The organism is Ancylobacter sp. (genome assembly GCF_965279025.1).
Taxonomy (GTDB): domain Bacteria; phylum Pseudomonadota; class Alphaproteobacteria; order Rhizobiales; family Xanthobacteraceae; genus Ancylobacter.
Map to the genome: position 1 here is coordinate 2,916,400 of NZ_OZ257132.1, position 12,391 is coordinate 2,928,790.

The following is a 12,391-nucleotide window of genomic DNA, read 5'->3' on the forward strand; positions in this document are numbered from 1 at the left end:
CGCACTCAGCGGCACACCTCGACGTCGCGATAATAGGGCTGGCCCCAGCCATTATAGAGGGTGCGCGTCTCCATCCAGCAGCTCGGACGATAATAGTTGTTGGCGGCACCGGCCGCGATCGCGCCGACCGCGAGTCCGCCAATGATGCCGGCGGCGACGGCGGCGCCGTTATTGTTGCGCGGGCCATAATAATAGCCGGGGCCACCCCAGCCCGGACCGCGCCAACCCGGGCCGGGACCCGGACGGCCCCAGCCGGGGCCGCCGCCATGACCGCGCCAGCCCGGGCCACGCCAGCCATCGGCGGCGGCGGGAACGGCGGAGAGAAGGGTGGCGCCCGCGAGAGCGAGCGCGGCGAGCTTGCTGATCTTGGTGAAGCGGACCATGGCGAAATCCTCGGGTGAAACTCTGCGTGTCGCTCGCGGCCGGTCTTGGCCGTTGACTGACGCCACATTAGGCGCCCCCTGCCGAACCCAATCTGAACCTGCTGTTGCAAAAGGTTCATCAAACTGAACGCATTCCAATCCGTCCGTTCATCCGGCATTCATTCCGGAAACGCAGGAGCTGAACCTTGCCCGACTATGACAGCGAAGGCCTTGTTTCCGCCTGGACCTTCGACGGCAATGGCGGCGCGCGGCGCATCGGCTGGGAGGAGATCCTGCAAGGCGTGCCGTCCGGCGAACGGTTCCAGTGGATCAATCTCCAGCAGCTTGAGCACCGGCACGCCCGCAACACCTGGCTGGAGACCGGCAGCGGCATCGATCACTCGATCCTCGAGTCGCTGGTCGCCGCCGAAACGCGTCCGCGCTGCGCCCTGTTCGACAATGGCGCCTTCCTCAATCTGCGCGGCATCAACCTGATGCCGTACTCGCTGCCCGACGAAATGCATTCCATCCGCTTCTGGGTGGAGCCGCACCGCATCGTCTCGGTGCGTCGGCGGGCGCTGTCCGCGGTGGGCGATTTCGAGGATGCCATTCAGCGCGGCAGGGCACCGCGCACGCCGGGCGAGTTCGTCGCCGATCTCTCCATGCGCCTCGTCGACCGGATGGACACGGTGATCACCGCGCTGGCCGAGCAGGCGGATGAACTGGAGGAGCATGTGCTGAGCGCCACGCTGTCCAATCTGAGCCCGAAGGTCTCCGAGGTGCGGCGCGTCGCCATCATTCTGCGCCGCTATATCGCCCCGCAGCGCGAGGCGCTGAACCATTTCTCGCTGGAGGACGCCGAATGGCTTTCGCCGCGCGACCGCAACCGGCTGCGCGAGGCGGCCGACCGGGTGACGCGCTTCGCCGAGGAACTGGATTCCGTGCGCGACCGCGCCGCCGTGATCTACGACCAGATGGTGGAGCGGCGCGCCGAACAGATGAACCGCTCCATGCTGGTACTGGCGGCGGTGACGGTGATCTTTGCGCCGCTGACGCTGATCACCGGGCTGATGGGCATGAATGTGGAAGGAATCCCCGGATCGCAGGACCCGAACGGCTTCTGGGCCGTGACCGTCCTCGCTGCGGCGCTCGGTGTCGGTCTTGTGGCGTGGCTGCGGATGATACGGTGGCTGTGACCCCTTTCCGCCGCGCCCGACACGCATACATTCATGACGAGCCGGCCGCGACTTTTCGCCGGCGGCGGGAGGGATCTGCCATGAGCGGGAAAGCGATAGCCGCAGCTGCGATGTTCACCTGTCTGTCGCTTGGAACGACAGGCGGCAAGGCCGAGGCCTATGAATTCACCGGAACCTTTCCCGGCGGCGACTGCCGCAGGATGGCGGCGTCGGTGCCGCCGACGGAGCTCTGGTACGGCCATTTCACCGGCCGCCGCGAATCCGCGTGGAACACCGATTTCATCGAGGGCCGCACGGCCGATGGCTGCTTCCGCAGCAAGGGCGAATGCGAGAACTGGCTCTACCAGTGGCGCTCGGCCTGGCAGCTCAATTTCTGGAACGACTACTGCGTGAAGGGCTGGCCGCCTGCAGGCCGTCCGGCGGGCCCGCGCACCCAGGTGCCGTTCGGGCAGTAGAGGCGGGGCGGCCACGCAAAAAGGGCGCCGTCGGCCTGCGACGGCGCCCCGTTTTTCGTCAGGACGTGATCAGACGGCCTTGGAATAGAGCTCGGCGACGTAGTCCCAGTTCACCAGGTTCTCGACGAACGCCTTGAGGTAGTCCGGGCGGCGGTTGCGGTAGTCGATGTAGTAGGAATGCTCCCACACGTCGCAGCCGAGGATCGGGGTGGCGCCGTGGACCAGCGGGCTTTCGCCATTAGCGGTCTTCATCACGACGATCTTGCCGTCCTTCACCGCGAGCCAGTTCCAGCCCGAGCCGAACTGCGTCACGCCGGCCTGGATGAAGTCTTCCTTCATCTTGTCGACCGAGCCGAGATCCTCGACGATCTTCTTCTCAAGCTCGCCCGGAAGGGCGCCGCCGCCATTCGGCTTCATCCAGTTCCAGAAATGGAGATGGTTGAAATGCTGGCCGGCATTGTTGAACAGGCCGGCATTCTTGCCGAAGGAGCCCGTGACGATCTCCTCCAGCGACTTGCCTTCCCACTCGGTGCCCTTCAGCAGGTTGTTGCCGTTGTTCACATAGGCGAGGTGGTGCTTGTCGTGGTGATATTCGAGCGTCTCGCGCGACATGTAGGGAGCGAGCGCGTCGTAGGAATAGGGAAGCTCGGGAAGCGTGAAGGACATGGAATCTGTCTCCGCAGAATGAAATCCGGCCGCGCCGTTCCGGCGCCCTTCGCGGGTGCGCGGGCACCGCGAAAGAACGGCCCCGACTAGATAGGGCGGTCCGCGGCGGGCGACAACCAAAAGCGTCGTGCGCGCCCGAATTCTTGCTCGGCGGCACGCATGCGGGGCATGCCGACGGTCATTCGACCTCTGCGCTTTCGCTAAAGCTGTACTGCACGTAAAGTCTCGTACAAGAAGGACCGACGGCGAATCGGTCCGGCGGAGTTTCTTTATGGGTGCAATAGTCATCGGAATCGGTGCGGCGCTGGCTGTGCTCGGCGTCGTCTTCGGAGCCATTGGGTTCGGTTCCGCAGAGACGACTTCAGGGGCGGCCCTGATGACGGTCGGCGGCACCGGTTTTGTCGGTGGTCTTCTCATCGTCGCCCTGGGCTTCATTCTGAGGGTCTTGAGCGACATCGCCGAAAAGCTGGAAGGCGCCGTTCATTTCGAGCCGTTCGAGGACGAGGTTCCCGCCGGGCGCATGGAAGCGGCGACCATGGCGCGGGAGGCCGAAAGCCTCGTGCCGGTTTCGCCGGACTTTGCCGAGCCGTCCAAGGCACCCCTGCCGCGCGCGCCGCTGGAACTGCCGCCGGACGATGAGGAGCGGGAGCCGCCTGCCTGGTTTCTGCGCAAGCGCCCCGCCGAGCTTCCGGCGGATGCCGAGCCGGGCTTTGCGACCGAGCCCGACTTCGAGCCCGAGCCGCTGTTTGAACCTGAGCCTGATTTCGAGCCGCTGCCCCCGTTCCGCTCGCCGCTTCCCGAGCCGGTCCGTCCCGAGCCCCCGCGTGCCGAACCGGTACGTCCGGAACCCTTGCGCCCTGCGCCGTTGCGGCCAGACGTCGCCGTGACCGAGCCCGTACGCCCCGAGCCGCCGCGTTCGGAGATACAGAGGCCCGAGCCGGCCCGCCGCGAACCGCCGGCATTCCTGCGGCCGGGGGCTGGCATCGGCGCTCCGGGCGAGCGTCCGGTGTCGGCGCCTGTGGGAGAGGCGCGCCCGCCGCGTCTGCGTGACGAACTCCCCGCCGAGCCCGATGACACGCCCCCCGCTTTCCTGCAGGAGGCGGACCTGCTGGCAGATGAAGCCGAGCCAGAGTCGGTGCCTGCGGCACCGTCTGTCACCGTGCTGAAGTCCGGCACCATCGGCGGCATGAGCTACAAGCTCTATTCGGACGGTTCGATCGAGGCCGACCTGCCCGACGGCACGCTGCGCTTCGCATCCCTGCAGGAATTGCGCGACCATGTCGCCGGCGGCATGCCCCGCGAATAAGCCAACTCGCACATACAAAAACAAAGGGCGCCCCAGCGGGCGCCCTCATCTATAGATCGGTGGGGCGTCCGGCGCCCCGTCACCGACCCGCCACGGCGAGGGCGAAGGCGTAGATCATCGCGGTTTCCTCCAACCGGTCGAACCGGCCCGAAGCGCCGCCATGCCCCGCATCCATGTTAGTGCGCAGCAGCAGCGGGTTCGTATCGGTCTTCGTCTCACGCAGCTTCGCCACCCATTTGGCCGGCTCCCAATAGGTCACGCGCGGGTCGGTGAGCCCGGCAAGGGCGAAGATGGCGGGATAGTTCTTCGCCGCGACATTGTCGTAGGGCGAGTAGCTCTTGATGGTCGCGTACGCCTCTTCATCGGCGATCGGGTTGCCCCATTCCGGCCATTCCGGCGGAGTGAGGGGAAGCGTGTCGTCGAGCATGGTGTTGAGCACATCGACAAAGGGCACTTCCGCGACGATGCCCGCGAACAGATCCGGGCGCATATTGGCCACCGCGCCCATCAGCATGCCGCCGGCCGAGCCGCCATGGGCGACGATGCGGTCCGGCGCGACGATCTTCTGCGCCACGAGGTGCTCGCCCGCAGCGATGAAATCGCTGAAGCTGTTGGTCTTCTTGGCCAGCTTGCCCTCGCGATACCAGCGCCAGCCCTTCTCGGTGCCGCCGCGGATATGGGCGATGGCGAAGACGAACCCGCGATCCACCAGCGAGAGGCGCGATGTGGAGAAGCCGGCGGGGATGGATATGCCGTAGGCGCCATAGCCATAGAGCAGGCATGGCGCGGTGCCGTCGATTGGCGTGTCCCGGGCAAACAGCAGCGACACCGGCACGCGTTCGCCATCGGCTGCCGGGGCCATCAGGCGGCGGGTGACATAGCGCTGTGGGTCATGGCCCGACGGCACCTCCTGGCGCTTGCGCAGCGCGCGGGCGCGGCTTTCCACGTCATAGTCCCAGACCTCGGACGGGGTGGTCATCGAGGAGTAGGTGAAGCGGATCTCGGTCTTGTCAAAGCCGTAGCCGGGATCGAATCCGAGCGAATAGGCCTCTTCCGCAAAGGCAACGACATGCTCGGCGCCATCCGCCAGCGCCCGCACCACGAGGCGCGGCAACCCGTCCTCGCGCTCCAGCCTCAGCAGATGACGACGCAGCACCGTCGTGCCGAGCAGAAGCCGGCCGGGCTTATGCGACACCAGATCGCGCCAGTGAGCACGCCCGGGCGTCGCCAGCGGCGTCGCGACGATCTTGAAGTCTTCGGCGCCATCGGCATTGGTCTCGATGACAAGGCTTTCCACGCCGTCGAGACAGGGGTGGTGCTCGACGCCATAACGCCGGCCCGCCGCGCGGGGCTCGACCAGAGCCGGGGCATCAAGCGGGGCGTCGAGGTCGAGTAGCCAGACCTCGCTGGTATCGTGGTCACCGCAGGAGATCAGGCCGAAGCGGCGCGACTGGGTGCGGCCAAGCGAGACGAAGAATCCCTTGTCCGGCTCCTCATAGATCAGCGCGTCTTCCGAAGGGTCGGTGCCGAGCCTGTGCCGGTAGACGAAACTGGGGCGATGCTCGGCGTCGCGGCGGATGTAGAACAGATGCGCGCCATCCGCGCTCCACAGCACATCGCCGGTCGTCTCGGCAACCAGGTCGGGCAGGTCCGTGCCGGCGTCGATGTCGCGGATGCGCAGCGTGTAGTATTCCGAGCCGGCCTCGTCCGCCGTCCAGGCATAGAGCCGATGGTCCGGCGATTGCTGGGCGTCGCCGAACTGGAAATAGGCCTTGCCATGGGCGAGCGCATCGCCGTCCAGCAGCACCGTCTCCCCCGCGATCGCGCCCGCCGGGCGCCGGCAGATCAAGGGGTGCTGGCCGCCCTGGCGAAAGCGGGTGAAATAGGCGAAGGGCCCGTCTGTCGCCGGAACCGAGGCGTCGTCCTCCTTCAGGCGGCCGCGCATTTCCTTGACGAGTTTCCGGCGCTGTTCCGCATGCGGGGCCAGCCACGCCTCGGCCTCGTTGTTCTCGCTCTCAAGCCAGGCGCGGATGTCCTCCGCGAGCACGGAAGGATCGCGCATGACCTCGCGCCAATTGTCGGCGCGAAGCCACGCGTGAGGGTCCACCAGCGTCTGACCGTGGAATTGGCGGGTCAGCGGCGGGTGGGCGGCAGCGGGATCGGTGCTCACGCCGGGTTTTCCTCGCCGAGGGGCGCATCCGCCTCGAAAGCGAGGGCGACGCCGTTGATGCAGAAGCGCTGGCGCGTGGGAGGCGGTCCGTCGGGAAAGACGTGACCCAGATGGGCATCGCAGGTCGCACAGCGCACCTCCACCCGGTGCATGCCATAGGAGTGGTCGTGGAATTCGGTCACGGCGCCGGTATCGACGGGCTGGAAGAAGCTCGGCCAGCCGGTGCCCGATTCGAACTTCGCGCCCGAGCGGAAAAGGGGAGCCTCGCAGCACACGCAACGGTAGAGGCCGGGCTCCTTCTGGGCGAGATGCGGGCCGCTGAAGGCGCATTCCGTGCCATGGCCGCGCGTGACGCGAAATTGCTCGGCGGTGAGCTGGGCGCGCCACTCCGCTTCCGACTTCACCACTTTCGGGCGGCGGGAGATCTGATCCATGGGCAAATCCTTCAGGTTTTCCGCAGAGATAATAGCCCCCACGGGTAGCGGCAAGTGTTGTCGGCGTTCACGAAGTTTTGCCCGCAACATGGCCGCTGCGTCGTCGACGGCATCAAAGCCTTCACGAAGCGCTGAGCTTGCGCAAGCGGTTGACAGTCTCATGGCCGGCGCTGCGTTGCACACATCATTGCGAGGAATCTCGTCGAAAAACCTTGTTATCCCTGCTGTTCAAGTCTATTTGTCGTTTTATGGCCGGCGGCGGCGCGATTACGTTCAGATACGACGTATTTTCACGTACAATGGCCGACGAGAGAGCGCGCTTCGGCGCTGCATCAAACTTTATCGTAATCATTTGAAGAATGAGCCATGAGCGACACCAACGACGCCGACAGCTATATCGAACTCGCCGCCGATATCGTCTCGGCGTATGTCAGCAATAATGCGGTCTCGGCGAATGAACTTGTCGTCCTCCTTGCAGAAGTGCACGGTGCGTTGCAGCGTGTCGACAAGGGGGAGGTCGAGCCGGTCCTGGAGCCGCTGAAGCCGGCCGTCCCGCTCAAGAAGTCCGTGATGCCCGACTACATCGTGTGCCTCGAAGACGGCAAGAAGTTCAAGTCGCTGAAGCGTCACCTGCGCACGCAGTACGACCTTACCCCCGAGGCGTATCGCGAGAAGTGGGGCCTGCCGGCCGACTATCCGATGGTTGCACCCAACTATGCGGCGGCGCGTTCGGCGCTCGCGAAGGAGATGGGTCTCGGCCAGCAGCGTCGGCGCACCGCAGCAGGCGGCTGAGCGCGGAAGGCACGGCGCCACTGGCGTTTGGCGATGAACGATCAGGAAGGCCGCCACCGCGTGTGGCGGCCTTTTTTGTTGCGCGGCGAACAGTCGGCGGACGTGCGGTCTCCGCCTCGGCGAGCAGCCGGCACAGCGCCGCATGGCGCACCGCGTCGTAACCCACGCCGACATGGGCGGCGCGTCGCTCGGCGCGGAGCAGGCGCCGCAAGACCGTCGCTCGCTCCTCATCGGAACTGCCGAGAAAGACGCGTAGCGCCGCCGTCCGCCGGGCAATGATGTCCTCGCGTTGCTCTGCGCGCAACGCGCGGATGCGGCGCTCCATCCTGGCAAATGTCATGGCTGTCCTCGCTGATCGCGGCGAGTATCGCGCCATGGCGGCAAGTGCGGATAAAAATCCTAGTTCAGGTGGAGGGCGCCAAGCCGCTTGCTGAGGTTTGTTCGTCGGGACAACCGAAGAACCGTATTTTCCGAAATGTTCGCTGTTTGTTCTTGTCGCATGGTGGTCTGTGAATGTAGGCTTAAATTCCTGCAACGGAGATCCCACCCATGCCTGTTCCTTCTGAGCCGGTCACCTTGGCGGCGCCGGGGGCCGAGACGTGCCTCGTCGTCGCGCGGCTGGCGGCCGCGGCCACCGATATCCCGCTCTCCCAGGTGCTGCATGCGCGGCGCCTCGACCGTCGCTGTGCCTCGGCCCGCGCGCTGGCCATGTATCTCGCCCATGTGGCGCTGGGCCTGCCGATGACGCGCGTCGCCGCCGGCTTCGGCCGGCACCGCTCCACCGTCGCCCACGCCTGCCGCAGGATCGAGGAGCGTCGCGAGATCGCCGGCTGGGACCGCTACGTCGCGGCGCTGGAGGACGATGCCCGACGACTCACGCTGTCCGCCAGCGCGGGAGGCGCCCGTGGCTGAGCGCCGGATCGATCATGTGGAGATCGAGATCGAGGGCGTGCGGCGGGCGGTCGCGGTCGATCTCGAGGAAAGCCCGCTCGGCTGGCTCGCGCGCCGTCGCGGCCGGGACGGAAGGAGTTTCGTCACCCCGGTCCAACTGATCGCCGGCGAGCGGTTGAGGGCGGATTTCACCCGCGCCGGCCTTGCTCCGCGCCTGACCGCCAATTGGGACGCGGTGACCCGCGCCGACCGCAGCGGCGGGGCGGCGGGCCTCAATGGGTCTGAGGCCGCGCTTGCGGCACGCCAGCGGCTCTCGCGCGCCATGGAGGGCGTTGGCCCGGAATTCTCCGGGTTGCTGATGGATGTGTGCTGCTTTTTGAAGGGGCTGGAGCAGGTCGAGCAGGAACGGGGCTGGCCGGCGCGCACGGCCAAGGTTGTGCTGGCGCTGGGGCTCGACCGGCTGGCGCGGCATTACGGACTGAGCGAGGCTGCCCGCGGACGCAGTCGCGCCCGCACCCGGGCGTGGCGGGCAACGGATGCGACAAATGGCGGGGAGGGCGGCTAACCGGCGGTGTCCTCCAGCGCGTTGCGGGCCTCCGCACGGATGCGCTCGACCATGGAGCGCAGCCCGTTGGAGCGCTGCGGGGTCAGATGGTCCTTGAGGCCGATGCGCGCGAACACGGCGCCCGGGTCGGTCGCCAGGATGTCGCGCGCCGGACGGTCCGAGTAAAGCGCCAGCAGAATGGCGACGAGGCCACGCACGATGTGCGCGTCGGAATCGCCAAGCAGAGCCAGGCGCGGGCCGTCCGTACCGGTGCGGGTGTCGCTGACCAGCCAGACCTGGCTCGCGCAGCCCTGCACCTTGGACTGCTCGCTACGCCGCTCCTCGGGAAAGGGCGGCAGGGCGCGGCCCAATTCGATGAGGTAGCGGTAGCGGTCGTCCCAATTGTCGAGGAGTTCGAAGTCCTCGATGATGCTGTCGATCTTTGATGTCATCAGCGCCTCTCCGGCCGCATATAGGGGAGGGGGCGGCGCAAGCGCAATGGTGAGCGCGCGTTCAGGCGGGTCGTTTCGGCGGCAACGGAACGCTGCCGGGCGTGGACGGCTGATCGGGCAGCGCTCGCGCGGGGACCGCGTTCGGTGTCGTCGGCGCGGATGTGGAGGAGCCGGTGATGTCCGCGGGCGCCAAGCCGGCCGGCGGCCGCGGGCCCTGCCAGGCGGGACTGAGGTCATGGGTCGTCAGCGTGTCGCCGGCCGGCGAGCCGCCGGAGCGAGCCGCTGCTTTGCGCTTTTCTTCCACGATCTGCTCGGAGAGGTAGCTGAGCGCGAAGCGCGCCCCGGCTTCGGCGCGCTCGCCGATCAGTTCGATGAGGCTGGCCCCGATGGCGCAGGCCTGCGGCTGGCGCGAACAGAAGCCGCCGGCATCCGCCACCGCTGACGTCGCAGCGGAGAGCGCATCCATCGTGCTGATCTTTGTCTCGTCGCCCGCGCGCGTGCCGTCGGCAGGGGCGTGCGACGTCGGTCCGCCGACCACTGCCGGCAGCAGCAGGAAGACGACCGTAAGCCAGAACCCGATTCGCAGCAGGAAGAACATGATCTTCTCGCGGAAACCGCATGCGAGCGCCCGGGAGGGAGCGCTCTTCGCCAGACGTCGAAGACTTCGACCTTCTGATCCTAGCGTCACCGGGTTGCTCAACCGATGTCGGAAACGCGCGAAATAATCCGATTGCGGAAAGCCGATGTTAAGCACGACGGGGGCTTTTAGGGATCGCTTAAACCCCGCATGGCATGGTCGTTTCGTCCGCGCCGATTGCGCTCCCCGATTCGGTTGCCAGAATACGGTTCCATGCCCCGTTCCTACGCCAGCGACCTCCTGGTGGACGACATTGACCTCGTCGGCGAGCGTGCCGCCGGGCGCCCGTACCGTAGCGGCCGGCGGCGGTCGGACCTGTTCATGCTCATTCTCGCCGGCGGCGCTACCGCGGCCGTGCTGTTCAACGCGCTGGCGCTGCAACAGGGCCGGCCCGGCGCGGCAGGACGGGCCGCCGGGCCGGCTTCCGCACCGGCGGAAATCCGCCAGGTGGAAAATCCCCGCCCTGCCGCCAACCCGCCAGCGGTAACGCCTGCAGCATCGACGCCTGCTGCGCCCGCCCAGCCGATGACGCTCGACAGCCTCGCCGGCACGACGACGCCCTTGCCGCCCGCGAAACCCGCCGCCCCGCGCGTCGCCGCGACCCCCGCCGCGCCCGCGCCTGTCGCGGAGAAGGCCAGCGCGCCCGCGCCCGGACTGGTGCCGCCCGGCGAGGTGCCGGTGTCGCCGCGCATCATGGATATCCAGAAGGCGCTGGCGCGCCTGGGCTATGGCCCGATCCGCATCGACGGTGTCTTCGGCGCCGCGACGCAGGAGGCGATAGAGCGCTTCGAGCGTGACCGCCGGCTGCCCGTCACCGGCCAGATGTCGGAACGCGTGATACGCGAGCTGAACGCGGTCTCCGGCTTCACGATCCGGTAGGCGCGATGCGGCTGAAGAGCGCGATCTTCGTCTCCGCCCTCGTGCGGCGGGCCAATGGCGCCGGAGCGTTTGCCGCCGTGCGGCGACGCGGAGCCGAGGATGCCGGCGCGGTGTTCGTCAAGGTGGCGACGCAGGACGGCAAGGCCGCGCTGTACGGCCCCGCACTGCCCTCGCTGGATGGCGCCCCGGCCGATGACGGCACGCGCCTGTTCACCGAAATCGTCCCGGCGGGTGCGCCGGAGAGCGAGGCCGAGGAGCGGATGGCGCGGGAGACGCGCTATGATTCCGATCTCTGGCTCGTCGAGATCGAGGACCGCGCCGGGCGCTGTTTCCTCGATCTTTCCCGCAGCTAGCCGCGCCGCCCGGTTCAGCTCGATCTTTCCACTCAGCTTTTGCGCTGGCGATCCTCGGCGGCGGCCGGCGATGCCGCGCTGGACGCATGCGTCCCGCCATAGCTGCGCATGGACGGTGCATCTTCCGCGCGCTCGCGGACCGGGCGCCGGGCACTTCTCCACGAGGCGACCAGATGCTGGGCGCTGGTGAGCGGCAATTCGTCGAACATCTCCGCCAGCCGCGCCATCTCGCCCGCCGAACGACCCGCCGCGTGCAGGCGGAACAGTACGCGCGACAGGATGGCGAAGGACAGGCCGAGCGTGCGGGCGACCACCGCCAGCGACTGTCCGGTGTCATCGGCGACGATGCGGGCGGCGTTCTCCGGGGTCACGCCCAGCGCCCGCTCCAGCAGCGTGGCGAGCGTGCCCGTGCCCTTGAGCTTTGCGGCGTCCAGCAGCGCGTCGATGACGCTCGCCGCCGCCGCCGACGGCCGCTCGGAAAGTGGCAGCGGCGGCAGCGTCACCAGCCGGGCGATGAGGGCGGCGCGGTCCTCGGGTCCGGCGTTGAAGAAGTCGGGGACGGGGGAGGCGCCGGCGTCCTGCGCGGTCGGCGGCGCCACGGGGGCGTCCTGCAGCCCGAAAACCTCACCGGCACCGGCGGCGCGGGGGGACGAGACCGAGGTTGGCGGCAGGTCTACGGCGCCAGCCGGCTCCGTATGCGGGCTCTCTTCCTCGAATGTCGGGAGGCCAAGCTCGGCGGCGCCTTCGGCACGGCTGCGATGAATGAGTTCGGCGATGCGTTTGGCGAGCGCGGGTGAGACTTCCCGCCGCGCGGCCATGGCGGCGAGATGGGCGGCCCCGGCGCGTTCGGCGAGGTCGGCGAGATCCTTCTCGTCCAGTACCGGCGACAGGCGCAGGACAGGCCCCGCCAGCGAAAGCGGCGCGGTGGCAAGGTGGCGCGCCAGGGCGCGCGGCAGCAACGGATGCGGCGCCAGTTCGCGCACTTGCCGCGCCGCGACCGACACCTCCACGCCCTCGATCAGGCGGACGGCGAGGGTGATGAAGCGCGCTTCCGCTGCCTCCCCGAGCACCGGCTGCTTCAGGAAACCCTGCACCAACAGCCGTAGCATGGCCGGGCGGGTGTCCTGGTAGGGGCGCCGCACCGATTCTGTCGGATGGGAGGGGCCGGAGCCTGACATCAAAGGCATGAAGGCGAACTGCTCGCGATTGGCAACGCGCGCTCCCGGCGGGGAGCACGAAACAAAACTACGGCTC

At 67.8% G+C, this 12,391-nt stretch carries 15 protein-coding genes; 8 read left to right on the plus strand and 7 right to left on the minus strand.

Translation table 11 applies throughout. The features are described 5' to 3' along the window. Positions 1-5 precede the first annotated feature (5 nt). On the minus strand, positions 6-383 hold the full coding sequence (locus ACQY76_RS13355) for a hypothetical protein (RefSeq protein ID WP_428029220.1): 378 nt from the start codon (positions 381-383) through the stop codon (positions 6-8). Between the two features lie 185 nt (positions 384-568). On the opposite strand from ACQY76_RS13355, the gene ACQY76_RS13360 reads away from it, so the two are divergent. Both ACQY76_RS13360 and ACQY76_RS13365 read left to right on the plus strand, forming a co-directional pair. Continuing rightward, on the plus strand, positions 569-1,558 hold the full coding sequence (locus ACQY76_RS13360; RefSeq protein WP_428029221.1) for a zinc transporter ZntB: 990 nt from the start codon (positions 569-571) through the stop codon (positions 1,556-1,558). Positions 1,559-1,638: 80 nt separating this feature from the next. Next, the gene (locus ACQY76_RS13365; RefSeq protein WP_428029222.1) at positions 1,639-2,013 is read left to right on the plus strand and encodes a hypothetical protein; all 375 of its coding nucleotides are present in this window, start codon (positions 1,639-1,641) and stop codon (positions 2,011-2,013) included. A 69-nt stretch (positions 2,014-2,082) separates the two neighbouring features. Here ACQY76_RS13365 and ACQY76_RS13370 read toward each other — a convergent pair whose 3' ends face one another. Next, positions 2,083-2,679: a superoxide dismutase gene (locus ACQY76_RS13370; protein ID WP_428029223.1), complete on the minus strand. Its 597-nt coding sequence runs from the start codon at positions 2,677-2,679 to the stop codon at positions 2,083-2,085. Positions 2,680-2,806: 127 nt separating this feature from the next. Here ACQY76_RS13370 and ACQY76_RS13375 point away from each other — a divergent pair, with 127 nt between their 5' ends. Next, positions 2,807-3,985, plus strand: coding sequence for a hypothetical protein (locus ACQY76_RS13375; RefSeq protein WP_428029224.1), 1,179 nt, complete (start codon positions 2,807-2,809; stop codon positions 3,983-3,985). Between the two features lie 79 nt (positions 3,986-4,064). Here ACQY76_RS13375 and ACQY76_RS13380 read toward each other — a convergent pair whose 3' ends face one another. Together ACQY76_RS13380 and msrB are read right to left on the minus strand one after the other, a co-directional pair. Next, positions 4,065-6,155 (minus strand): S9 family peptidase, encoded by a 2,091-nt coding sequence (locus ACQY76_RS13380; protein WP_428029225.1) that lies wholly within the window; start codon positions 6,153-6,155, stop codon positions 4,065-4,067. Then, on the minus strand, positions 6,152-6,589 hold the full coding sequence (gene msrB, locus ACQY76_RS13385; protein ID WP_428029226.1) for a peptide-methionine (R)-S-oxide reductase MsrB: 438 nt from the start codon (positions 6,587-6,589) through the stop codon (positions 6,152-6,154). The genes ACQY76_RS13380 and msrB overlap by 4 nt, the downstream gene beginning before the upstream one ends. Before the next feature lie 366 nt (positions 6,590-6,955). Between msrB and ACQY76_RS13390 the strand changes: the two genes are divergently transcribed. The 3 genes from ACQY76_RS13390 (at position 6,956) to ACQY76_RS13400 (ending at position 8,837) form a co-directional block, all read left to right on the plus strand. After that, positions 6,956-7,381: a MucR family transcriptional regulator gene (locus ACQY76_RS13390; RefSeq protein ID WP_428029227.1), complete on the plus strand. Its 426-nt coding sequence runs from the start codon at positions 6,956-6,958 to the stop codon at positions 7,379-7,381. A gap of 549 nt (positions 7,382-7,930) precedes the next feature. Further along, positions 7,931-8,293: a helix-turn-helix domain-containing protein gene (locus ACQY76_RS13395; RefSeq protein WP_428029228.1), complete on the plus strand. Its 363-nt coding sequence runs from the start codon at positions 7,931-7,933 to the stop codon at positions 8,291-8,293. Next, entirely contained in the window at positions 8,286-8,837 is a 552-nt protein-coding gene (locus ACQY76_RS13400) for a DUF6456 domain-containing protein (protein ID WP_428029229.1), read from the plus strand. The genes ACQY76_RS13395 and ACQY76_RS13400 overlap by 8 nt, the downstream gene beginning before the upstream one ends. Here the strand turns inward: ACQY76_RS13400 and ACQY76_RS13405 are convergent. Further along, positions 8,834-9,268 carry a SufE family protein gene (locus ACQY76_RS13405; protein WP_428029230.1) on the minus strand — a complete coding sequence of 145 codons (435 nt, stop codon included), beginning with the start codon at positions 9,266-9,268 and terminating at the stop codon, positions 8,834-8,836. The genes ACQY76_RS13400 and ACQY76_RS13405 overlap by 4 nt on opposite strands. A gap of 61 nt (positions 9,269-9,329) precedes the next feature. Then, positions 9,330-9,866 carry a DUF5330 domain-containing protein gene (locus ACQY76_RS13410; protein ID WP_428029231.1) on the minus strand — a complete coding sequence of 179 codons (537 nt, stop codon included), beginning with the start codon at positions 9,864-9,866 and terminating at the stop codon, positions 9,330-9,332. A 252-nt stretch (positions 9,867-10,118) separates the two neighbouring features. On the opposite strand from ACQY76_RS13410, the gene ACQY76_RS13415 reads away from it, so the two are divergent. Beyond that, positions 10,119-10,784: a peptidoglycan-binding domain-containing protein gene (locus ACQY76_RS13415; RefSeq protein WP_428029232.1), complete on the plus strand. Its 666-nt coding sequence runs from the start codon at positions 10,119-10,121 to the stop codon at positions 10,782-10,784. A gap of 5 nt (positions 10,785-10,789) precedes the next feature. Next, positions 10,790-11,137 carry a DUF1491 family protein gene (locus tag ACQY76_RS13420; RefSeq protein WP_428029233.1) on the plus strand — a complete coding sequence of 116 codons (348 nt, stop codon included), beginning with the start codon at positions 10,790-10,792 and terminating at the stop codon, positions 11,135-11,137. Between the two features lie 32 nt (positions 11,138-11,169). On the opposite strand, the gene ACQY76_RS13425 is transcribed toward ACQY76_RS13420, so the two are convergent. After that, on the minus strand, positions 11,170-12,246 hold the full coding sequence (locus ACQY76_RS13425; protein ID WP_428029234.1) for a DUF2336 domain-containing protein: 1,077 nt from the start codon (positions 12,244-12,246) through the stop codon (positions 11,170-11,172). Between the last annotated feature and the right edge of the window lie 145 nt (positions 12,247-12,391).